The organism is Vibrio sp. Hal054 (genome assembly GCF_037162405.1).
GTDB lineage: Bacteria > Pseudomonadota > Gammaproteobacteria > Enterobacterales > Vibrionaceae > Vibrio > Vibrio diazotrophicus.
The window spans coordinates 289,847-312,642 of sequence record NZ_JARLUT010000001.1; the positions used below are offsets into that span (position 1 = coordinate 289,847).

Annotated in this window: 23 protein-coding genes and 1 other RNA gene; 15 read left to right on the forward strand and 9 right to left on the reverse strand. The window is 44.3% G+C overall.

Annotated features, from left to right (window positions below):
• Positions 1-239: 239 nt before the first annotated feature.
• The 4 genes from rpiA to zapA all read right to left on the reverse strand — a co-directional run bounded on the left by rpiA (position 240) and on the right by zapA (position 2,180).
• On the reverse strand, positions 240-896 hold the full coding sequence (gene rpiA, locus P4S58_RS01405; RefSeq protein ID WP_102954054.1) for a ribose-5-phosphate isomerase RpiA: 657 nt from the start codon (positions 894-896) through the stop codon (positions 240-242).
• 185 nt (positions 897-1,081) lie between these two features.
• Positions 1,082-1,666, reverse strand: coding sequence for a 5-formyltetrahydrofolate cyclo-ligase (locus P4S58_RS01410; RefSeq protein WP_102964612.1), 585 nt, complete (start codon positions 1,664-1,666; stop codon positions 1,082-1,084).
• Between the two features lie 2 nt (positions 1,667-1,668).
• Positions 1,669-1,852: non-coding RNA, 6S RNA (ssrS, locus tag P4S58_RS01415), on the reverse strand.
• A 19-nt stretch (positions 1,853-1,871) separates the two neighbouring features.
• On the reverse strand, positions 1,872-2,180 hold the full coding sequence (gene zapA, locus P4S58_RS01420; RefSeq protein WP_042484675.1) for a cell division protein ZapA: 309 nt from the start codon (positions 2,178-2,180) through the stop codon (positions 1,872-1,874).
• A gap of 241 nt (positions 2,181-2,421) precedes the next feature.
• Between zapA and P4S58_RS01425 the strand changes: the two genes are divergently transcribed.
• The 3 genes from P4S58_RS01425 to P4S58_RS01435 are packed head-to-tail and all read left to right on the forward strand — an operon-like array spanning position 2,422 to position 5,434.
• A complete protein-coding gene (locus P4S58_RS01425) occupies positions 2,422-2,997 on the forward strand; it encodes a YecA/YgfB family protein (RefSeq protein ID WP_102964611.1) in 576 nt (191 codons plus the stop codon).
• A gap of 56 nt (positions 2,998-3,053) precedes the next feature.
• Positions 3,054-4,193: a 2-octaprenyl-6-methoxyphenyl hydroxylase gene (gene ubiH / locus P4S58_RS01430; protein ID WP_245879117.1), complete on the forward strand. Its 1,140-nt coding sequence runs from the start codon at positions 3,054-3,056 to the stop codon at positions 4,191-4,193.
• A gap of 11 nt (positions 4,194-4,204) precedes the next feature.
• Positions 4,205-5,434: an FAD-dependent 2-octaprenylphenol hydroxylase gene (locus tag P4S58_RS01435; RefSeq protein WP_102964609.1), complete on the forward strand. Its 1,230-nt coding sequence runs from the start codon at positions 4,205-4,207 to the stop codon at positions 5,432-5,434.
• A gap of 87 nt (positions 5,435-5,521) precedes the next feature.
• Here the strand turns inward: P4S58_RS01435 and P4S58_RS01440 are convergent, their stop codons facing one another.
• From P4S58_RS01440 to ygfZ, 3 genes are all read right to left on the reverse strand, one after another.
• Entirely contained in the window at positions 5,522-5,728 is a 207-nt protein-coding gene (locus P4S58_RS01440) for a DUF1107 domain-containing protein (protein ID WP_042484665.1), read from the reverse strand.
• A gap of 567 nt (positions 5,729-6,295) precedes the next feature.
• Complete coding sequence (locus P4S58_RS01445; RefSeq protein WP_102964608.1) at positions 6,296-6,778, reverse strand: aminoacyl-tRNA deacylase; 483 nt, start codon at positions 6,776-6,778, stop codon at positions 6,296-6,298.
• Positions 6,768-7,742, reverse strand: coding sequence for a tRNA-modifying protein YgfZ (gene ygfZ, locus P4S58_RS01450; protein WP_102964607.1), 975 nt, complete (start codon positions 7,740-7,742; stop codon positions 6,768-6,770). The genes P4S58_RS01445 and ygfZ overlap by 11 nt, the downstream gene beginning before the upstream one ends.
• A 165-nt stretch (positions 7,743-7,907) precedes the next feature.
• Between ygfZ and P4S58_RS01455 the strand changes: the two genes are divergently transcribed.
• Positions 7,908-8,168: an FAD assembly factor SdhE gene (locus P4S58_RS01455; RefSeq protein ID WP_042484651.1), complete on the forward strand. Its 261-nt coding sequence runs from the start codon at positions 7,908-7,910 to the stop codon at positions 8,166-8,168.
• Positions 8,169-8,580: 412 nt separating this feature from the next.
• Here the strand turns inward: P4S58_RS01455 and nadB are convergent, their stop codons facing one another.
• Positions 8,581-10,194, reverse strand: a complete 1,614-nt coding sequence (gene nadB / locus P4S58_RS01460) for an L-aspartate oxidase (RefSeq protein WP_102954061.1) — start codon at positions 10,192-10,194, stop codon at positions 8,581-8,583.
• Positions 10,195-10,619: 425 nt separating this feature from the next.
• Between nadB and rpoE the strand changes: the two genes are divergently transcribed.
• The 11 genes from rpoE (at position 10,620) to acpS (ending at position 19,816) form a co-directional block, all read left to right on the forward strand.
• Positions 10,620-11,192: an RNA polymerase sigma factor RpoE gene (gene rpoE / locus P4S58_RS01465; RefSeq protein WP_042484645.1), complete on the forward strand. Its 573-nt coding sequence runs from the start codon at positions 10,620-10,622 to the stop codon at positions 11,190-11,192.
• 48 nt (positions 11,193-11,240) lie between these two features.
• Entirely contained in the window at positions 11,241-11,858 is a 618-nt protein-coding gene (locus tag P4S58_RS01470) for an RseA family anti-sigma factor (RefSeq protein ID WP_102954062.1), read from the forward strand.
• On the forward strand, positions 11,855-12,820 hold the full coding sequence (rseB, locus tag P4S58_RS01475) for a sigma-E factor regulatory protein RseB (RefSeq protein ID WP_102964606.1): 966 nt from the start codon (positions 11,855-11,857) through the stop codon (positions 12,818-12,820). Before P4S58_RS01470 ends, rseB begins: the two co-directional genes overlap by 4 nt.
• Positions 12,817-13,287: a SoxR reducing system RseC family protein gene (locus tag P4S58_RS01480; RefSeq protein WP_102964605.1), complete on the forward strand. Its 471-nt coding sequence runs from the start codon at positions 12,817-12,819 to the stop codon at positions 13,285-13,287. Before rseB ends, P4S58_RS01480 begins: the two co-directional genes overlap by 4 nt.
• Positions 13,288-13,401: 114 nt before the next feature.
• The gene (lepA, locus tag P4S58_RS01485) at positions 13,402-15,195 is read left to right on the forward strand and encodes a translation elongation factor 4 (RefSeq protein WP_102954064.1); all 1,794 of its coding nucleotides are present in this window, start codon (positions 13,402-13,404) and stop codon (positions 15,193-15,195) included.
• A gap of 95 nt (positions 15,196-15,290) precedes the next feature.
• Positions 15,291-16,190 carry a signal peptidase I gene (gene lepB, locus P4S58_RS01490; RefSeq protein ID WP_102964604.1) on the forward strand — a complete coding sequence of 300 codons (900 nt, stop codon included), beginning with the start codon at positions 15,291-15,293 and terminating at the stop codon, positions 16,188-16,190.
• Between the two features lie 36 nt (positions 16,191-16,226).
• Positions 16,227-16,904, forward strand: a complete 678-nt coding sequence (rnc, locus tag P4S58_RS01495; protein ID WP_042484626.1) for a ribonuclease III — start codon at positions 16,227-16,229, stop codon at positions 16,902-16,904.
• Positions 16,897-17,874, forward strand: a complete 978-nt coding sequence (gene era / locus P4S58_RS01500; protein WP_102964603.1) for a GTPase Era — start codon at positions 16,897-16,899, stop codon at positions 17,872-17,874. The genes rnc and era overlap by 8 nt, the downstream gene beginning before the upstream one ends.
• A 78-nt stretch (positions 17,875-17,952) precedes the next feature.
• Positions 17,953-18,684, forward strand: coding sequence for a DNA repair protein RecO (gene recO, locus P4S58_RS01505; RefSeq protein WP_102964602.1), 732 nt, complete (start codon positions 17,953-17,955; stop codon positions 18,682-18,684).
• Positions 18,685-18,701: 17 nt separating this feature from the next.
• The gene (gene pdxJ / locus P4S58_RS01510; RefSeq protein WP_042484619.1) at positions 18,702-19,433 is read left to right on the forward strand and encodes a pyridoxine 5'-phosphate synthase; all 732 of its coding nucleotides are present in this window, start codon (positions 18,702-18,704) and stop codon (positions 19,431-19,433) included.
• A gap of 5 nt (positions 19,434-19,438) precedes the next feature.
• On the forward strand, positions 19,439-19,816 hold the full coding sequence (gene acpS, locus P4S58_RS01515; RefSeq protein WP_102964601.1) for a holo-ACP synthase: 378 nt from the start codon (positions 19,439-19,441) through the stop codon (positions 19,814-19,816).
• Positions 19,817-19,899: 83 nt separating this feature from the next.
• Here acpS and barA read toward each other — a convergent pair whose 3' ends face one another.
• On the reverse strand, positions 19,900-22,695 hold the full coding sequence (gene barA, locus P4S58_RS01520; RefSeq protein WP_180980202.1) for a two-component sensor histidine kinase BarA: 2,796 nt from the start codon (positions 22,693-22,695) through the stop codon (positions 19,900-19,902).
• Positions 22,696-22,796 lie beyond the last annotated feature (101 nt).

Sequence of the window (22,796 nt, forward strand, 5' to 3'; positions counted from 1 at the left end):
TGATGCGTGAAACATCAAGCGAACTACACAATTATTAATCTAAATTAAAAAAGCAAACGTTTTCGTTGCGTTTGTTCTGACCATTAAGTTATCAAATTTTTTTGTGATTGGGTAAGAAAATTACGGAATAAGGAATAATTTTCTTAATAGAAAAGCAACAAAAACGGCACCAGAGGTGCCGTTTGTAATCAAATAACGAAAATTGTTCGATTTTTAGAATTATTCTTCGATTTTTAGAATTATTCTTCGATTTTTGCGCCTTCAGGAGTACCTGTGATCACCACATCGGCTCCGCTAATAGCGAACAGACCGTTGGTTACAACACCTGCGATACCGTTAATTTTAGCTTCTAGGTCTTTAGCATGAGTAATGTGTAGTCCGTGAACGTCAAGAATAACGTTACCGTTATCGGTCACAACCCCTTGACGGTAAACTGGATCGCCGCCAAGTTTAACCAGTTCGCGAGCAACGTATGAACGAGCCATCGGGATTACTTCAACTGGAAGTGGGAATGTACCTAGTACATCAACGGCTTTGGTACCATCAACGATACAAACAAATTTATCTGCAATAGCGGCAACAATTTTTTCACGAGTCAGTGCAGCGCCACCACCTTTGATCATCTCACGTTGAGAGTTGATTTCATCAGCACCATCAACATAGATATCTAGGCTCATAACATCGTTACAATCGAAGACTTCAATGCCTAAACCTTTAAGCTTCTCAGTTGAAGCGATAGAGCTTGATACGGCACCTTTAATATCATCTTTGATTGAACCCAAAGCATCGATGAAGTGATTCACTGTTGAACCAGTACCAACGCCGACAATGCTGCCTTTTTCTACATATTTAAGTGCAGCCCAACCGGCAGCTTTTTTCATTTCATCTTGAGTCATGCCCATCTCCTGAGACGATTTTTTGCGAAAACTTGATTTCTAAGTGAAAGCTGTATGTTTTATATAAACGTTAGCGTGCGCGGGATTATATACGCAAAAGATTGAGAGATGTACTTCGGTTTCCGAATAATTGAAGGTAGCGTCACTTCAGTGATGTTTGGTCTTGTAAGTGGTAAATAAGGAGCTTACCACTGCCAAATTTGGCTAGGAGTAACAATTTTTGGCAGGGGAACATCCCACTCTTCTGTAGGCAGTTGCTCTACATGTTGGCAATCATGGGCCAAACCTAATGGAGAAGCTCCTTTACCAGTATTAAACCAAGGTTCGAGAGTTCGGTCGTAATAGCCTCCGCCCATGCCTAATCGATGACCTTGAGAGTCAAAAGCAACTAATGGCGTACAGATGAGATCCAGTTCTTTGACCGGACAAATCAGGGTTTGATTGAGTTTAGGCTCGAGTATGCCAAATTTGTTGTAAGTCATCGGTGTCTCAGGCTGATAATGCAGAAACAGTAAATGACCAGCAGAAAAAGGGTGCAAGACAGGCAGGTAAATACTTTTACCTTGTGACCAAAGCCATTCAATTAACGGTTGGGTATCCAGTTCACCATCGGTTGAGAGATAGAGAGCAATCCTCTGGCATGTTTGCATTTCTGGCAGAGTGGAAAAACGCTCAATAAGATCTTGGCTTGCCTGAAACTGAACATCACTGGCAAGTTGATTACGTTTTTCGCGGATAAGTGTTCTTAGTTCTTGTCGTGAATACAACATTAGGGAACCCCAGAGTGCCGTTGTAGATTGTGGCCCTTGAACCAGCTAGTTCAAGGCGGATCAGCAATGGTAACCGTAGGCTTCTCGGTACGAGCCAAGCTTGCTCAATAGCTACTAAGTACTAATCCTTGGGTATTGCTTATCGGCTCGGGGACTTAAATCCACTGACAAACACCCCAGGGTAAATACTTTTGATGGCGGACGTCTAGATTCGTTCCAGTGTCACCTTATTGAGAGCTTCTTCTAGAGAAACGGTGAGCTTTTCCATGCGTTCACTGATTTCTTGCTGTTGACCATTGTTTTGCTGCTGATAAGTTTGCAACTCATAGCAAATGTTCAACGCCGCAATAGTTAAGAGCTTCACTTCATTGGTTACTTTTGTGCGGTCAGCCATTTCTTTTAATCGTCGGTCTAGATCTTGGGCTGCACTAATCAGAGAGTCTTCCTGACCCGCTGGGCAATTTACCCGTGTCATTTTACCTAAAATTTCAACGTCAACCGCTTGATTACTCATGATAAATGAACTCTATTCATATCGCCAAAGATGATACTTCTCAAGTGACCATCGTGGGGGAAACTATAGGTAAAGCGCTCTCAAGATTCAAGCTTTTCCCGATTATCTATCAAAAATGAGTAACGAAAACTCAGTTCTTAGTCAATTTGCGTAAAAGCTAGCCACAATTGGTAACTTGAGCGTTTTCGCATGAGTGTTGAAGTGGTAGGATTGGGTTTATTTTTCTAATTATGAGCCCGTTATGAGCGACATTACATTTCCGACTTACGACATTTTATCTGGCGAGCTGAAATCAGCTTCGTTAGGCATAAATCCCGCTGAGCTGCACGGTTTATTGACCGGCATGTTAGCTGGTGGGTTAAGTTTGAAAGATGATAGCTGGCAGCCTTTGATTTTCGACTACACAAACGATGGCATGGGCTGGCCTATTAAAGCGCTTGAAATGGCAAAACAGCTTTTATTGGCAACCAATGCTGAGTTGACGGACACCACTTTAGAGTTGAGCCTTGTTCTTCCGGTTGGTGATGGCCCAGAAGCGCTGTTTGATTTTGCAGATGGAGTGGCAGATTGGGTAAACCACTTTATTTCAGGTTTGGGTTTAGCTGGTGCTTCTCTGAACAAAGCGTCATCAGATGCAAAAGAAGCGTTAGAAGACCTTGAAGAAATTACCAAGCTAGGCATTGATGAAGACGATGATCTGGAAGAGCAAGCGCACCTATTAGAACAGGTACTGGAGCATGTTAAAGCTTGTGCTCTGCTTCTGCATGCTGAGCTAGGGATTAAACCAGAGCAAGACAAAGCACCGACCATTCACTAAGGACAAGGACTGTGAGCCAAGTAAAATCGTTTGATGTGATTATTGCTGGTGGTGCTATGGCTGGAGCGACGCTGGCTCTGGCATTGCATCAATTGAGCCAAGGACGCTTATCTGTTGCGGTTGTTGAGCCTTATCAAACCGATCATCAGCAACATCCCGGTTTTGATGCTCGTTCTATTGCTCTGTCTTATGGAACCGTTCAAGTCTTGCAACGTTTTGGACTTTGGGCATCGCTGCGGTCTGTTGCCACACCTATCGAACATATTCATGTCTCTGATCGTTCCCATGCAGGAATGACGGATATTACGAAAGAAGAAGTGGGCGTTAACGCATTAGGCTATGTAGTTGAGTTGGCTGATGTTGGACGAATCTATGCAGATAAAATCGAGAAAACATCCAGTATTACTCTGTATTGCCCGCAAAGTATTCAAAGCATTGAGCGCAACATCAATAAAGTCACAGCGATTTTATCTAATGGTGAACAAATAGAAGCTAAGCTACTAGTAGCGGCTGATGGTGCGGTGTCCACTTGTTGTGAACAAGTAGGATTACCACTGCAAGAACACGATTTTGAACAGGTCGCCATCATTGCCAATGTGGTTGCGAGCGAAGCTCATCAAGGTCGTGCGTTTGAGCGATTTACCTCTCATGGTCCGATAGCGTTATTGCCTATGAGTGATAACCGAATGTCGTTAGTTTGGTGTTTACCGCCAGATAAAGCACAAACCGTTATGGCTTATGATGACGATGTGTTTCTCAATCAACTACAAGCTGAGTTTGGCTGGCGTTTAGGTAAGCTTGAAAAAACGGGTGCAAGAAGCGCGTATCCGTTGTTATTGAGATATCGAGAACAAAATATCTCACATCGTTTTGCCATTGTGGGGAATGCCGCTCAATCACTTCATCCTATTGCTGGGCAAGGTTTTAATCTTGGTATCCGTGATGTTGCCAGTTTGGCTGAAGAGATCGTTCATGCTGAGGATGTGGGAAGTTACGCACTTCTGACAAAATTTAAGCGCAGACGTGACAACGACAGAACGGCAACGATTACGCTAACTTCCAGTCTGGTTCACCTGTTTTCGAATGACTGGCTAACTCTGCGTATTGGAAGAAATTTAGGATTAGCAGTGATGGATAACATTCCGGTGCTAAAAACTCCGCTGTTACGCCGCACCTTGGGTGTGGTTAATCGATAAGGTACTCGAAAATGATGCGAAGTGTAGATATTGCAATTGTCGGTGGCGGAATGGTTGGCCTAGCTTTAGCTGCGGCCTTTAAGCATACCGATTTAAGAATTGCAGTGATTGAAGGAAATCTTCCTCATGAAGGTTTGGGTGAGCAACCTGATACCCGAGTGTCTGCTTTAAGCCGTTCAAGTGAAGTGATCCTAAGAAATTTAGGCGCGTGGCAAGGGATTACCATGCGACGAGTTTCGCCATATCAAGCTATGGAAGTGTGGGAACAAGACAGTTTTGCTCGAATAGAGTTTGATGCGAACAGCCTCACTCAACCTGATTTAGGTCATATCGTCGAAAACCGCGTCATTCAACTGGCATTACTTGACCAAGTGAAGCTGCAAGACAACGTTTCTCTATTTATGCCTGCAAGTTGTGAAAAAATGGCGATCGGAGAAAGCGAAGCGTGGCTAACCCTGAATAATGGACAGACACTTACGGCCAAGCTAGTCGTCGGCGCTGATGGGGCAAACTCTTGGGTTCGCAAGCAACAGGACATTCCATTAACTCATTGGGATTACGGACACAGTGCTGTCGTGGCGAATGTTCACACTCATACGCCGCATCAGCAAGTGGCTCGTCAGGTATTCACACCGTTAGGTCCACTGGCTTTTCTGCCTCTTGGCGATCCGAATATGAGCTCTATTGTTTGGTCGACTGATCCAAACCGAGCTGAACAGTTGGTCGCTATGGGCGATAGTGAGTTTAATAAAACGCTGACCGCCGAGTTCGATTCGAGACTCGGGCTGTGTAAAGTTGTCAGTGAACGAACCGCTTTTCCTTTAAAGATGCGCTATGCGCGAGATTTCGTTGCAGAACGAGTGGCTTTAGTTGGCGATGCTGCGCACACTATTCATCCGCTGGCAGGCCAAGGCGTGAATCTAGGCTTCCTTGATGCCGCCAGTTTAGCGCAAGAGGTCATTGAGCTTTGGAATCGCGGTGAAGATATTGGTAGCAAGCGCAATCTACGCAGTTATGAGCGTTGGCGTAAGGCTGAAGCCGCAAAAATGATTGCAGCTATGCAAGGATTCAAGGACTTATTTGAAGGGAATAATCCAGCCAAGAAGTTGATCCGCGGTATAGGTATGCGTTTAGCGGGTCAGTTACCGGGTGCCAAAGATGAAATCATGAAGCGTGCGCTTGGATTAAAAGGCAACTTGCCTGATTTAGCCAAAGTAAATAACGCTCAACCTATGATTTAAAACTCTTTATGAGTCCGATAAGTCAGAAACGTTAAAGGGTTGGCAATTGCCAACCCTTCTTTAAATTTGATCAGAAACTCATTCGACTTAAGCGTACGCACAGCGCAATTTTTTGATTTCTAGATTCACTTCTTTCACGGTCTGAAAATGTCGATGCTCAGCGCGTTCTGGCAAAATCAACTTACCGTTATCAAATTCGAATGTTCCAATTCCGTAGATATAAATTCTTCCCTTAAAAAGACGACTAACATGTTTAGCAATCATTCCAGGCATGTAGCGCTTAAACAGTCTCATACTTCGATCCTTACGTTGTTCAGCACCTTAATTATATTAAAACCGTCATAAAGTAAGTGTGACTCCAATGGTGCTTTATGCAGTTTTTGCTGACGTATTTATATTAATGTGTGGTTCTATGCAAAATTTTGGATAAATATCCTTATTTGTGTGACCAGGACCTCAAATGAAAATTATCAATTGAACTCAAGATTTTCTGGCGTGCTTATTGAGCCAGATGAATGTGACACTAAAAAGAATAATCCAATTTACATTCCCTTATTCAATATAAATGCGAAATTCGTGCCAGCTTTAGGTAAAAAAGTGCCCGCAAAGATGTGCGGGCAAAAGTCACAGATGCATTACACAAAAAGTGGATGTCCTGAAACAATCAGTGGATTCACTTTTTTGTTGGTGAAGGGTACCCAGAATCACACATTCTGAATGAGCTTTAACCAACGGTTGGAGATTACTTTAAAATTATATAAATGACTATTTATTGATCTTAAATGAGTAAAAATTCAGTTGGTGATTTTTATTTGTGTGATTTTGATCGCTTTAAATTGTAATGCATTGCATCAATTTAGTTCATTCTTCGCGCTGAATGTGTGCAAAGCTCGGGCGACAAAGCTGAATCAGGTCGTGAGTTTGAAGGGCTATACCAGCCATTGAGGAGCCGCTACTAATGGTGACTATAGGTTGTTCAAGAATTTGATGATCAAAAATGACGGGCATTGACGTTTTAAGCAAAAGAGGAGTCACTGTTCCAATTTGATATCCGGTGATTGATTCGACATCTTTCATATTTACGCACGTCATGCGTCGCCATTGCAGAAAGGTTCTAACTTTTTTCGGATCAATACTCTTGTCTCCTGGAGCACAAGCTAGAGCCAGTTGTCCACCCATATCTCTAAGCAGGATGCACTTAACCATTTGATTTGGGGTGATACCACGCTGATTTGCCGCATCTTCAATGGTGGTCGCGGGTATTTGATGATGCAGCAAGCGGAAAGCCACTTGCTGCTGCTCAAGGAATTGAGTGAGTTTTGTCTCGCTAACTTTATTCGTCATCGTTTAATGAATAAGGAAGCGCTTCGATGGTCCAGCGAGTGTCCGGTTGCGAAGACAGTCTGAATTCTGTGTCTTCATCTAAATTGTTTGGCAGTACGACTAAACCAATCGCTGTGTTATTAGCAAATGTGTAATGAACCATAAGTTGGCCTGCTGAACGCCAGTTTTCACCGACAGAACGTTCCAACTGAACGACGTCATCACTGTTCAATGGCGATTCTATGTTGCCTTTGACGATATACATTGCACGCTTGTTAATACCACGATACTTGGCACGAGCTACGGTTTCTTGGCCTGTATAGCAACCTTTGCTAAAGCTGATGCCATTTAGCGCTTGAAGGTTGAGTGCTTGAGGAATGTGCTCATTTTGCTCGGCTTGTGTTACCACAGGGTAAGCTTGCTCTATTTCAAATCGTGTCCAGAGCGCTTCATTAACTTTAGCGGCTTCAATACCATTGACTATCTTTTCTGCTTGCTCGCTATCAACCAATAGTAGCCAGCGTTGCGAATCAATTTTTACAGCACTTCCGCCTTCGATAGAGCGAACATCGTCACGAGTTTCGCTATGAGAATCAATCCAAGCTTGGGCTTGTGCACCCATTAAACCCAGAGCAATATCGCTGCTGTTGGTTATCTCTGCTTTGGAGAAAATTGCATATTTCTTAAGTTCGCGCAGTTCTACGTCGATAGATGAAAGCGGCTGAAACATCGTATAACCACCGTTATGGTGGAAAATGCGAAAGACAGACCAGACTTTTCCTTTTGCGTCGCAATGTGCACCGAAAGTCATTTGTTCAGCTTCCAGAGAAACCACGTTACAGGTAACTTGGCCTTGCAAGTAAGACTTAGCATCTGTACCTACAATTTGAATAGTGCCCCAAGATGCTAGATGTGTGAGCATGAGCTCAGGCAAAGCGTCATCAGCATTGACAGATAGGGGAGAGAAAGTGTTTTTCCAATCCATGATACTCACCATAGTGAACGATATTGATCTATGGTAATCCGGATAAGTTTTTTTGTCAGCTTGATTGGGACTGTGATTGAGACCCTAGTTGATTTTTCTGTCTGTTGGTAGACTTAGCAAAATTACCGTTTGTTAGCCCAAATAACTATAAAGTGAGAAAGGTAGATGTATAACGCTGAAGAAAAAGCTCGAATTAAATGGGCATGTCGTCGTGGTATGTTGGAACTGGACGTCGTTATTATGCCATTTTTTGAAGAGTGCTTTGACTCCTTAACTGAATCCGAGCAGAAGGATTTTGTCTCTTTGTTGGAATGTGATGACCCAGATTTGTTTACTTGGATTATGGGACATGGTCGCTCTGAAAACTTAGGGCACGCAGCTATTGTTGATCAAATTGTCGCTCATAACCTCAGCAAAGTCCGTTAAGCTAGAACTCTGCTATTCCTATACTGCCCAAGTATTCGCTGCCATTTTTTTCATGGTGTTGATATGGGCAGTCATTGTTTCTGCCATTCCTCTTACCGCCTCTGCGTGGTTATTATCTCTTTTCATATTGCGCCCGTTGAGCACTTTTCTGCCGGATTCTTTACACGGTTCTGTTGAGATTGGTTTTGATGGCTATTTAAAAATGAATAATCAAAAACAGTCTTTCCTGTCAGTCAGCGATCTTCATTCTTTTGCTTTCTTATCTTTTCACGCCAGAGGAAAACATTGGTTGCTGTGGAGAGACAGTTGCGAGGAAGTGACTTACCGTCAGTTATTGGTGAGATTGAAAAGAAAACAGGAGCCTTAGCTCCTGTTTTCAATTTTATACATGGTACTTTTGCTTAAAGAAGGGTTACTCTTTTGGCGAAAGAATTGTCGGGCCACTATTTTCTAACTGGTCTGGGTAATCCAAGGTGTAATGCAATCCGCGACTCTCTTTACGTTGCATTGCGCAGCGCACCATCAGTTCAGCCACCTGCAATAGGTTACGCAGTTCAAGCAAGTTGTTGGAAACTCGGAAGTTGCTGTAGTATTCCTGCGTTTCTTGTTGCAGCAACTGGATGCGGCGTAGTGCTCGCTCTAAACGTTTATCTGTACGCACGATACCCATGTAATCCCACATAAACAGGCGCAGTTCGTGCCAGTTGTGCTGGATAACTACTTCCTCGTCAGAGCTGGTTACTTGGCTCTCATCCCAAACAGGAACCGATGGTGGCATGTCGATATTCTTAATGTTTTTAACAATATCTTTGGCCGCAGACCAAGCATAAACCACACATTCCAACAGTGAGTTTGAAGCCATGCGGTTTGCACCATGCAGACCGGTATAGCTAACTTCACCAATTGCATAGAGGTGTTTGAGGTCAGTTTGACCTTGTTGGTTCACCATGACACCACCACAGGTGTAGTGCGCAGCCGGGACAATTGGAATTGGCTCTTTGGTGATATCAATACCCAAATCCATCAGACGGCGATAAATAGTCGGGAAGTGTTTTTCAATAAAATCCGAAGGCTTATGGCTGATGTCGAGATACATACAGTCTGCACCTAGGCGTTTCATTTCAAAGTCGATAGCTCGAGCCACCACATCACGTGGTGCCAGCTCTGCACGCTCATCAAAATCAAGCATAAAGCGAGAACCATCTGGACGTCGCAGGTAAGCGCCTTCGCCACGAAGTGCTTCAGTTAACAGGAAGTTGCGAGCCTCAGGGTGGTACAAACAGGTTGGGTGGAACTGGTTAAATTCCAAGTTCGCCACGCGGCAGCCTGCACGCCAAGCGATAGCAACACCATCACCGGAAGAAACATCAGGATTTGAGGTATATTGATAAACTTTCGAAGAACCACCAGTTGCAAGAACCACGTATTTTGCACGAATGCTTTCAACGTGTTCTTCATTACGGTTCCAAACATACGCACCAATGACTTTATTTTTATCGCCACCGACTTTGTCTTCGGTAATCAGATCTAACGCGTTGTAGCGTTCAAAAATAGAGATGTTTGGATGTTGGTGTGCATTGTCCTGCAATGAAGTTTGCATTGCCATACCGGTTGCATCAGCAGCATGAAGGATTCGACGGTGGCTATGGCCGCCTTCACGGGTCAAGTGATAACGAGGGTTGTCATCGTCGTCATCACTGTCTTCTTCTTTATCGAATGGTACACCACCGTCGATCAGCCACTGCACACACTCTTTTGCATGCTCAGCGATAAAGCGAACGGTCTTTTCCTCACAGATACCATCGCCAGCGATGAGCGTATCCTGAACATGAGAATCAATACTGTCAGATTCATCAAATACAGCGGCAATGCCACCTTGAGCGTAGAAAGTTGCACCTTCACTACGAGGTCCTTTACTCAGTACGATGACTTTGCAATGTTTTGCGATACGCAAAGCTAACGACAAGCCTGCTGCACCGCTCCCTATCACTAATACATCACATTGATGCTCTCGGTTTTCGTTCATAAAACTTTTAAATTCCCGAACTATAGTAGAATCGTCCTACTCTATATTGAAATTTTTCACTTGCTGATTTGATGAGCCTGATTGAAAAAGAGCGTCATACCAATGACTAAACTATAAGATGAATCAAGCAATTAGGAAACCGAGCTACGTGAGTCCCGCATTTATAATGTGTTTAAAAAATAATAGTTTTTAAAAGCTATTGTTTTTATAGATTTGTATCCGCAAAATCGTTTCGGGGTTACAAACCTCGATTACATCACATTGTGCATTATGTTTGGCAATTAAATTAACACATAATTGAACTTTATCTTTTTTACTGAGTCACAATAGTGCTCATGTAAACAGTGGTGTCAATACTACATTCTGGATAATTAAAGCCCATATCTGAGAAGGTAAGGGAGATAACAATAGGAGTAACCGCTCGAATGAACGAGCAGCTAACCGATCAAGTATTGATTGAGCGAGTTCAGAATGGAGATAAGCAAGCATTTAATCTTTTAGTTTTGAAATATCAAAATAAAGTCTGCAATCTTATTTCTAGGTACGTGAGCAATTCAGGAGATGTTGCTGATGTAGCACAAGAGGCTTTTATTAAGGCTTATCGCGCTATACCAACCTTTAGAGGTGAAAGTGCGTTCTACACTTGGCTATATCGTATTGCTGTCAATACCGCGAAAAATCACATCGTAGCGCAAGGGCGCAGGCCTCCAGCCACCGATGTTGATGCTGAAGAAGCTGAATTTTACGAAACAAACAATGCGTTAAAAGAAATATCGAACCCTGAGAACATTACGCTGTCGAAAGAACTGAAGAAGGCAGTGTTTAGTGCGATAGACGCGTTGCCTGAGGATTTAAAAACAGCAATGACTTTACGCGAGCTGGAAGGCTTAAGTTATGAAGACATTGCTGAAATTATGGATTGCCCTGTTGGTACGGTACGTTCTCGTATATTCCGTGCTCGTGAGGCGGTAGAAAAGAGAATCAAATCTCTTTTGTAGCGTTGGAACCAGTAAGACCCCAGTAATTGGAAAATAATGGTGAAAATAATGGCGGACAAACAACAACTTTCAGCTCTCATGGATGGAGAGATGGTCGACAAGTTGCTAATTCAAGAATTAGCCAACGATCGTGAAAGTATCGAAACGTGGAAGAATTACCACCTGATAGGTGATGTAATGCGTGGCGATGCACCCGAAAGACCTGAATGGAATATCGCTGAAAGTGTGGCATTAGCGTTGGAAAATGAACCAGCTCATACCCCATACAATACCAATGTTACCGATTTAGATAGTATGCGAGTGGCAGAGGAACAACCTGCTCCGCATAAAGCGCGCCGACAACTACCAAAATGGTTATCGCCGTTTGGTCAGGTGGCGGTTGCTGCTTGTGTTTCTTTGATTGCTATCATCGGTGTTCAACAATATGGTGCAAGTGGTTCTTCAGCTGCGGATCAACCTTTTCCCGTACTGCAAACAGTTCCTTTATCTGGCAGTGTAGAACCTGTGAGTCTGACTCGTGAGTCAGTAAGACCAAGTATAGAATCAAATGCTCAGGAGCAGCGTCGTCGTGTTAACGCTATGCTTCAGGATTATGAACTGCAACTGAGATTAAACAGTGAGGGCTTGGGACAACACCAAGACTCAATCGAACCGGTAACTGAATGAAAAAACTTCTGATCAGTGTGTTGGCGCTGTTCAGTTTGAGCTCTACTTCAGCCTTTGCAGAGGACGAATCTGCAGAGGCTTTATTGCATCAAATGAACGAGGCCAGTCAACATCTCAATTATGAACTGTCTTATATCCTGATTAAGAAAAACAGTATTGAACCTTTGCTGTATCGTCATGCTCGACACGAGCAGAAGGAATACGCTCATCTTGTTTATTTGAGCGGCCCTATGCGTGAAGTTTTTCAGCGTGATAATGAAGTGAGCTACATTGAACCTGGAGTAGAACCTTTCACTATCGAATCTGGCAACATGGTTGCTCCAACCATACCAATGCTCAATAGCAATGTTACTGAGCTTAGCCAGTTTTACGACTTCGTTAAAATGGGACGAGCGCGTGAAGCGGGAACCCCTTGCCAAGTGGTGCGCATTGTTCCTAAAGACGGTTTAAGATATTCCTACATGCTTTGGGTGGACGAGAAAACACACCTGCCGTTGCGGGCTGATCTTGTTGATCGTTACGGTGAAGTATTAGAGCAATATCGATCGATCTCTTATTCAGTCAGTGACAAACTGGCAGAGTTGATGGCAGGTTTTGATAATGTTCAGTTGCCTGAAGTGCTATCCTTACCTAAAAGTAAGGTAAACGAGACATTTTGGTCGGTAGGATGGAAGCCGGATGGCTTCAAATCTGTCAATCTCAATCGCTACCGAATGATCAATACTGAAAGAGTGGTCGAGAATCAGATGTTCTCAGACGGTTTATTCAGCTTCTCTGTCTATGTTTCTTCCAGTGATGAACACTCACTGCAAGGACAATTGGTAAGGCAGGGGCGTCGTACTTTACAAACGTTTATTAAGGGTGATCGTGAGGTTTCTGTTGTGGGTGATATTCCACCAGAGACGGCTAAACGTATTGCCCAATCGGTTGTATTTGATAATACCAAGGCTACACCACAATGATGACAGCACTTGCCACAGTGATGGCTGTACAAACAAAAGAACAAGGTTTTCATGTTGAGCTCAGTTGCGAACAGAAAACCAGTTGCAGCAGCTGCTCGTCGGCGAAAAGCTGTGGTACAGGCATTGTGTCTAAAGCAATTGGTGGTAAGTCATTACGCTGGCATTTAGATACGGATAAGAGCGTATCTCAAGGTCAGGTGGTTGAAATTGGTTTTCCAGAAAAAAGCCTGTTGCAGTCTGCTGCGTTGGTTTATTTAGTCCCTCTTCTAATGATGATCCTTGGAGCCTGGCTTGCTGACAGCTGGCTTGCCCCGATGCTCGGTATGGGAGAGGGGATCATCATTTTAACTTCACTTGTCTTTATCGGTTTAGGTATACGCCTTGCTAAAATCTGGTCTGGCTCGCTGGAAAAGCGTACAGAGCAAGAAGTTGTTCTGCTAAGAGTGCTTGGAGAGCCAATTGCCTAAATTATGATGCGATCCCAAAGGAAATTGGGTAGAATCGCCCAACTTGAATGAAAGGGCACTTCAAATCGCCTTTCATATGTCCTAATTTGCAAAGAGTTTAGTCATCCCAAACCTATGAAGCACATTCGTAACTTTTCGATTATCGCCCACATTGACCATGGTAAATCGACTTTATCTGACCGTTTAATCCAAGTATGTGGTGGATTAAGTGATCGTGAAATGGCAGAACAAGTTCTTGATTCTATGGATCTAGAACGTGAGCGTGGTATCACCATCAAAGCACAGAGTGTGACACTCGATTACAAAGCAAATGATGGCGAAACATACCAACTTAACTTCATCGACACACCTGGACACGTTGACTTCTCCTACGAAGTATCTCGCTCTCTAGCCGCGTGTGAAGGTGCATTACTTGTTGTTGATGCAGGCCAGGGCGTAGAAGCACAAACCCTAGCTAACTGTTATACGGCTATCGAAATGGATCTGGAAGTAGTGCCAATCTTAAACAAGATTGACCTACCAGCAGCAGAGCCTGAACGTGTAGCCGAAGAAATTGAAGATATTGTCGGTATCGATGCAATCGAAGCGGTACGCTGTTCAGCGAAAACTGGTCTTGGTGTTGACCTTGTTCTTGAAGAAATCGTTGCAAAAATTCCAGCGCCAGTCGGTGATCCAGATGCGCCATTGCAGGCTCTGATTATTGACTCATGGTTTGATAACTACTTAGGTGTTGTTTCACTAGTACGTATCAAACACGGCAGTTTGAAGAAGAACGAAAAGATCAAAGTCATGAGTACTGGTCAGGTTTGGAACATTGACCGTTTAGGCATTTTTACACCTAAGCAGATTGATACGACCGAACTAAACACTGGCGAAGTGGGTTGGGTTGTTTGTGGTATTAAAGACATCCTAGGTGCGCCTGTTGGTGATACGCTGACTTGGGCTAAAAACGGCAGTGAAAAACCGCTACCGGGCTTTAAGAAAGTGAAGCCTCAGGTTTATGCGGGTCTGTTCCCTGTATCATCAGATGACTATGAAAACTTCCGTGATGCGCTAGGTAAACTTAGCCTGAACGATGCCTCTCTGTTCTATGAGCCAGAAACATCAGCAGCACTGGGTTTTGGTTTCCGTTGTGGCTTCTTAGGTATGCTACATATGGAGATCATTCAAGAGCGTCTAGAGCGCGAATATGATCTCGACTTGATCACCACCGCACCGACGGTAGTGTATGAAGTGGAAATGACCAACAAACAAGTCATGTATGTTGATAGCCCAGCGAAGCTACCGGCGATCAACGACATCGAAGAGATTCGTGAACCAATCGCGCGTTGTAATATCTTAGTACCGTCGGAATACCTAGGTAACGTTATTACCTTATGTATCGAAAAACGCGGTATGCAGGTGGACATGGTTTACCACGGTAACCAAGTGGCACTGACTTACGATATTCCAATGGCAGAAGTGGTACTGGACTTCTTTGACCGCTTGAAATCAACGTCTCGTGGTTATGCGTCACTGGATTACGGTTTCCAACGTTTCGAAGCGTCGAAGATGGTTCGTGTAGACGTACTATTGAATGGTGACAAAGTGGATGCATTGGCCATCATTACTCACCATGACAACGCTCAGACTCGTGGCCGTCAGCTAGTTGAGAAAATGAAAGAATTCATTCCTCGCCAAATGTTTGATATTGCGATTCAGGCTGCTATCGGTAACCACATCATCGCGCGCTCAACAGTGAAACAGCTACGTAAGAACGTAATCGCTAAATGTTACGGCGGTGACGTGAGTCGTAAGAAGAAACTATTGAAGAAACAGAAAGAAGGTAAGAAACGTATGAAGCAAATCGGTAACGTTGAGCTTCCACAAGAGGCGTTCCTTGCAATTCTTCACGTAGGTAAAGACTAATCGTTTTGTCTTATCTGCCGATTTGTTACATGTAAACTCGCAAGTGAAAGAGTCTCGGCTCTTTCACTTTCGTATTTTTTAGATAAGGGAAGTCAATGGCTAATACATTCTCACTCATCTTAGTTCTTGTAACCTTGGTTACCGGAATTGTGTGGGCGTTGGAAAAATGGGTTTGGGCGAAGAAGCGCCATGAAAACGTGGCACGTCAGTTAAAAGCCGAACCCGACAGTATTGATACCAGTTTGACGACCAAAGTCGCACCACAGCCGTGGTGGATTGAGAATTCCGTTTCAATTTTCCCAGTGATCGCATTCGTGTTAGTTCTGCGTTCGTTTGTATTTGAGCCGTTCCAAATTCCATCAGGCTCTATGATGCCAACGCTGCTGGTAGGCGATTTCATTCTTGTTGAAAAATACGCATACGGTTTGAAAGATCCAGTATGGCGCACACAGTTAGTGGAAACGGGCAAGCCTGAGCGCGGTGACATTGTGGTGTTCAAGTTCCCGCAAAACCCAAGCATTGACTATATTAAGCGTGTGGTTGGTATGCCGGGTGATATTGTGCGTTATAGCCGTGATAAACAGATTTGTGTGCAAAGTGCAGGAGAGTCAACCTGTAAACCTATTAAGCTATCAAACGTGCAGGAAAGTGAGTTCACTCAGAACAACATTCCAATGGTGCAACTTGATGAACAGCTAGGCGAAGTAAAGCACAATATTTTGATCAACCCTCTACGTATTGATGATGTACGTAGTTATGCGCCACGTAGTGGTGTGAATGAATGGGTTGTTCCACAAGGGCACTATTTTGTGATGGGTGATAACCGTGACAACAGTGCTGACAGCCGTTTTTGGGGCTTTGTTCCAGAAGCCAACTTAGTGGGTAAAGCTGTTGCTATCTGGGTGAGCTTTGAGTTTGACCGAGATCCTAATAGTGTAATTCCTGCTTGGATTCCAACTGGTGTGCGCTTAAGCCGCATCGGTGGCATTAACTAGGGCTGATTTTTCAGCCCCGCAACACATCGAGAGAGTATGACTTCTCCAGTAAGTAGATTAGAAAAAAAGCTCACGTATCAGTTTAAAGATCCTGAGCTTCTTGATTTGGCACTGACTCACCGCAGTGCCAATGGTAAACACAATGAACGTCTTGAATTTCTGGGCGATTCAATTTTAAGTTTTGTCATTGCTGACGACCTGTATCATCGCTTCCCTAAGATCAACGAGGGCGATATGAGTCGTATGCGTGCTACGTTAGTTCGTGGTCACACACTGGCTGAACTAGGTCGTGAATTCGAGCTAGGAGATTACTTAAAATTAGGTCCAGGCGAGTTGAAAAGCGGTGGTTTCCGCCGTGATTCGATCCTAGCTGATGCAGTGGAAGCCATTATAGGTGCTATTTATTTAGATAGTGGTACTGAAGCGGTTCGCGGCATTATTTTAAGCTGGTATCAAACTCGCCTTGACGCGATCAAGCCTGGTGTGTCACAGAAAGATCCCAAAACTCGCCTGCAAGAATTTTTGCAAGGCAGAAGAAAGCCTCTACCTGTTTACACAGTGACTAATATTAAAGGTGAAGCACACAATCAGGAATTTACTGTATCGTGTGATGTAGCAGGTATTGGAATGCCTGTGATTGGTAAAGGTACCAGCCGCCGCAAGGCAGAACAAGCGGCTGCTGAGACTGCACTAGAGCAATTAAGCAATGGCTGATAAAGAATTTGATATTGATGCATTCTTTGCATCAGAAGGTGACGACGCCAAAGTTGAAGCGTCAATACCAGAAAACCAGCACTGTGGTTTTGTTGCGATCGTAGGTCGCCCGAATGTCGGTAAATCTACGTTACTGAACAATATCCTCGGTCAGAAGATTTCGATTACTTCACGTAAGCCGCAAACCACTCGTCACCGCATTATGGGTGTCGACACAGAAGGTGATTATCAGGCAATTTATGTTGATACACCGGGGTTACATATTGAAGAGAAGCGTGCGATCAACCGTTTGATGAACCGTGCGGCGAACAGCTCTCTGAGTGATGTTAACCTAGTTCTGTTCCTCGTTGACGGTACGCATTGGACTGAAGACGATGAAATGGTTCTGACGAAGCTTCAAAAAGCGAATTTCCCTGTGATTCTTTGTGTAAACAAAGTCGACAACGTGAAAGATCGCAACGAAGTGATGCTGCACATGCAGGCAATGTCTGAGCGAATGAACTTTGTTGATGTGGTGCCAATTTCTGCGAAACTAGGTAAAAACGTTGATGTACTGCGTAAGCATGTACGTGAGCATTTACCAAAAGCGGTTCACCATTTCCCTGAAGAGTATGTGACAGACCGTTCGCAACGCTTTATGGCTTCGGAAATCATCCGTGAAAAGTTGATGCGTTTTACTGGTGAAGAACTGCCTTATTCGGTAACGGTTGAAATCGAGCGTTTCGACTACAACCCTGATACCGATGGTTTCCATATTAACGCCTTGATTCTGGTTGAACGTATTGGTCAGAAGAAAATGGTGATTGGTAAGAACGGCGAAAAGATCAAAACCATTGGTCGTGAAGCTCGTTTGGACATGGAAGAACTGTTTGGCCGCAAAGTTTACCTAGAAACTTGGGTCAAAGTGAAATCAGGTTGGGCTGATGATGAACGAGCTCTTCGCTCATTAGGCTATATCGACGACCTATAATCCTGTAATCTGGCTCCATGTATTGGGGCCAGTTTACTATTTCCCCTTGGTATATTTCCGCTTACGGATTTCCACACTATGTCTGACGGTTTACAGCGCTGCTTTGTATTACACCGCCGCCCATACAGCGAGACGAGCTTAATTCTGGACGTATTCAGCGAAGAATATGGCCGTTTAAGCATCATGGCAAAAGGGGCGAGAAGTAAGCGATCTACTACCAAAGGCGCATTGCAGGCATTCACTCCACTACTATTGAAGTGGTCGGGTAATGGCTCAATGAAAACCTTACGTCAGGCAGAAGCCATCAGCCTTGGATTACCGTTAACCGGTATATGTCTGTATTCAGCCATGTACGTGAATGAACTTATTGGCCGAGTCTTGATGCCTGAAGTTCCTTCTCCCGGATTATTCCATGACTATCTTACCGCGCTGACCGAACTCGCGCAGAGTGATAACCCTGAGCCAGCATTGCGCCGTTTTGAGTTAGCTTTGTTGTTTGCCATGGGCTATGGCGTTGATTTTATGCATTGTGCGGGAACCGGAGAACCGGTTGACCCCAATATGACTTATCGATATCGAGAGCAGAAAGGGTTTATTGCATCGGTGAGGCGCGATAATCTAACATTCCTCGGTAACGAATTAATCGCGATCAGTGAGCGGCGCTTTAGCACGAAAGAGCAACTTCAGGCGGCAAAACGCTTTACACGTATCGCTTTAAAGCCGTATCTTGGCGGCAAACCATTAAAAAGCAGAGAGTTGTTTAGACAAGCAACTCCCCTAAAATTAAATTCAAGAGGGACTCTCTCTTGAGCACGGAGTGTAGGAAAATGAGCTCAATTTATTTAGGCGTTAATATTGACCATATCGCGACAGTACGTAATGCACGTGGTACTCAATACCCAGATCCAGTTCATGCAGCGGAAATTGCTGAGCGTGCGGGTGCTGATGGTATTACGATTCACCTTCGCGAAGACCGTCGTCATATCAAAGATCGTGATGTACGTATTCTGAAAGAAACCATTCAGACTCGCATGAATCTGGAAATGGCGGTAACAGATGAGATGGTTGAAATTGCTTTAGAAACAGCGCCTGAGTTTGTTTGTCTTGTTCCTGAAAAACGTGAAGAGCTAACCACTGAAGGTGGCTTGGATGTGATTGGTCAGTTTGAAAAAGTAAAAGCGGCAACGCAAAAACTGACAGAAGCGGGCATCAAAGTGTCTCTGTTTATTGATGCAGACCGTGAGCAGATCGATGCAGCTAAGAAATGTGGCGCACCGTTTATCGAGCTTCACACTGGTCATTACGCAGATGCGAAAACCGAAGCGGATCAACAAGACGAACTGAAAAAGATTGCTGCGGCAGCAAGCTACGCTGCTGACCAAGGCATCACAGTAAACGCAGGTCATGGTCTGACTTACCACAACGTTGCAGCCATTGCTGAAATTCCAGAAATTTATGAGTTGAACATCGGTCACGCAATCATTGGTCGTGCATTGTTTGATGGCTTGCCAAAAGCGGTTGCAGACATGAAAGCCATCATGCTGGACGCGCGTCGCTAATTGGTATGATTGTTGGATTAGGAACAGACATAGCGGAGATTGAGCGCATAGAAAAAGCGCTCAATCGCAGTGGTGACGCTTTTGCGCAGCGAATTCTGACTGAAAGTGAGCTCGAAGTGTTTACTAACCTAAAGCAGAAAGGACGTTATTTGGCTAAGCGTTTTGCGGCTAAGGAAGCGGCTTCAAAAGCGTTAGGAACAGGTATCGCTCATGGTGTAAGTTTTCAGGATTTTGAAATCAGCAATGACGAGAATGGCAAACCGGTTCTTACGCTATCTGGAAAAGCGCAGAAAATCGCTCAAGCCTCTTCGGTGCGTTCTGTACACCTTACTATTTCAGATGAACGTCACTACGCAGTAGCAACGGTGATTCTCGAATCTTAATCCGTATAAGAGTTTTCAAATTCAATAAAAAGAGGTGCTTTAAGCACCTCTTTTTTTCACGCTAAATAAAGCCGTTATAGCGTTTAAACCAAGTATGGGGCAGCGCTTGCTACCACTTTCTCCATTTCATCCTGAAGCTCAAACAGTTCTGGCTCGACATCTTGCACTCGGGCTCCTGAACGTAGGGTGTGCTCTAAGGTCTCACAAACTTTCTTCAGACGAGGTACGCCACTGTATGAGCAGCTACCGTGGAGCTTGTGAATATGATGCAGTAAATCTGTGGCAGGGTATTCATCATCGTTGAGAGCTATCTCAATTACTTGATTGATCTCTTTGAAAGAGGCGAGCAACATCTTGAGCATGTCTTTAGCCAAATCTTCCTTGTTTGCCGCCTGCCTTAATGCTAGCGACCAGTCGATAGCAACCGTCGCATTGACTGGTGCTGGTTTTTCAACTTGAATCTCTTCCAGTTCAATCGGTTCTTGCGGTTCTTGCGGTTCAAGCGTGATGGTTTCATCCGTTTCTGGTTTCGGACTCCAGTGCAGTAACACTTGCTGCAAGATATGCTCTTCAATCGGTTTAGTGAGGTAATCATCCATACCGGCTTTCAGTAATCTTTCACGCTCTCCAACCATCGCATGTGCAGTCACCGCTATAATCGGTGTATTGGTGTTGAGCTTAAGTTTCTTAATTTCGTGGCAAGCAGTGACACCATCCATCTTCGGCATCTGAATATCCATCAGGATGATGTCGAAGTGGCACTCTTTTGCCCGTTCAATCGCATCTTCGCCACTATTGCATGAGACCACCGTTTCCACACATTCTTGCAGCAGTGCGGTGATCAGTTTTAGGTTGGCGGGGTTATCGTCAACGGCCATAACGGTGAGTGGCAATTTTACAATATGAGGAATGAGCTCAACAGTTTTTTCAGTTCGCGTTGGCTGATTGGCGATCAGTGTCTGTAGCAGTTTCTTACGAGACAGTGGCTTGGTAATACATTGCACTGGATATTTCTGCATTAACAGATCCGCCAGTGCCAATTCGGTACTCGGCGTGCCAACAACCACGTTTGCCGCGATAGACAACGCTTTCTCCACCCATTGCTCAACCAGTGATTGATCCGTTTCCTTACTTGGCGCAAGGTTGAGCAAAACATAGTCGTACTGTTCAGATTCGGTTGGAATCGCTGAACGATAAACCACATTTAATCCAGCTTGAACTAAGGTGTGCTGAACAATAGAAGCCGCTTGCATGTTAGGTTCAACAAGCAGTATCTGTTTATTGCGCAGAGCTTGCGGATCAAGCCAGTCGTGCATCGGCAAATCTGTGGTCATCAGACGTAAGTTAAACCAGAAGGTAGAGCCTTGGTGAAGACGGCTGGTTAAACTAATTTCACCGCCCATCTGGCTTACCAGTTTTTGGGTAATAACCAGACCTAGCCCCGTACCACCATAACGACGAGAAATACTGGCATCGGCTTGACTGAAAGCTTGGAAAAGCTGAGCTTGTTGACGCTCTGAAATACCAATACCGGTATCACGAACCATGAATTGCAGCTCAACGAAATCATCGCGCTGAGAACGCAATTCAACACTAATATCAATGTTGCCACGTTCGGTGAACTTGATGGAGTTACCAACCAAGTTAGTGAGTACTTGCTGAATACGCAGCGGATCGCCCACCAAGCCCGCTGGAATTTTAGGATCCACTTTGAGTGTGATTTCCAGCCCTTTCTCATGTGCACTCGCCGCCTGCAAGTTGACCACTTCTTCTAGCGAGTCTTGGAACTCAAATGGGATATTTTCCAGTGCCAATTTGCCTGCTTCAAGTTTCGAGAAGTCGAGAATATCGTTGATGATGGTCAGCAGGTTATTGGCTGATTTCTCGATGGTTTGCAGATAATCCGCTTGGCTGTTGGTTAGCTGAGTTTTCAGCATCTGACGTGTAAAGCCAATCACACCATTCAGTGGGGTACGCAGCTCGTGTGACATGTTGGCTAGGAATTCAGACTTCACGCGTGCGGCTTCTTGCGCTCGTTTTTTCGCAATGTCTAATTCAACGTTTTGAATCTCAAGCTGTTCCAGAGTTTCACGTAAGTCAGAGGTTGCTTGGTCGATACTGTGCTGCATCTCCACATGGTATTCAGATAAAGACACAGCCATGGCGTTGATACCTTTTTTCAGGTCATCCAACTCGCCGTGCATGCGACCTTCAATTCGCACATCCAAATGCCCGCGACGGATGCGGTCAACCACGTTCTTCATATGAATAATTGGGCGGGTAACATCGTGCATCAAGCGGAATGCAAACACGCCAGACAGCACCAAACCAAGAATCAACACCAAACAGGCTGAGAAAATTTCCTGATACTGTTGTAAACGTAGTGAAGACAGATCGAGCTCAATAGCGATATAGCCTAAAACCGGAGCAGACGATGTTTTTGCCGCGCTGTCATTGAACAGAGTTTCCGCAAGAATTGGGGTGCGCAGAATGAGTGTGTTTTCATCGAGCTGAGAACTGCTGAGTACCGGAATCGGTTTATCTTTCGGATACATCAAAGATTCGAAGTTCGGATGGAAGTTCGATGTTACGAAGAGTTCGTGGTTGGCATCAAATACCGCAATACTGCGCACTATGGTCGAATTTTTACGATGTGCGTAGCTGATGATGCGTCTTACCGATTCACGGCTTTGGTTTTTTAACGATTCTTCACTGGCAATTGCCAATGGTTCGATAATACTTGCACCCGAGTTGAGCACTTGTGTCTCTAAATCGTGATATCGGTTGAATGAGAATAACGCACTCAAAAGTAGCCCGATAATCAAGGTTGGAGCCAAAGTGAGTGTAATTACACGTGCGCGTAAGCCGTATCTGGTCATTATTGTCTAAACATCATGGTGTGGATATGGGAAAATAGCCAACTTTGCAGCTAGCCAACTACTCAAATTATGGTTAGCTTAATTCAAGAACCTTAGCTTCG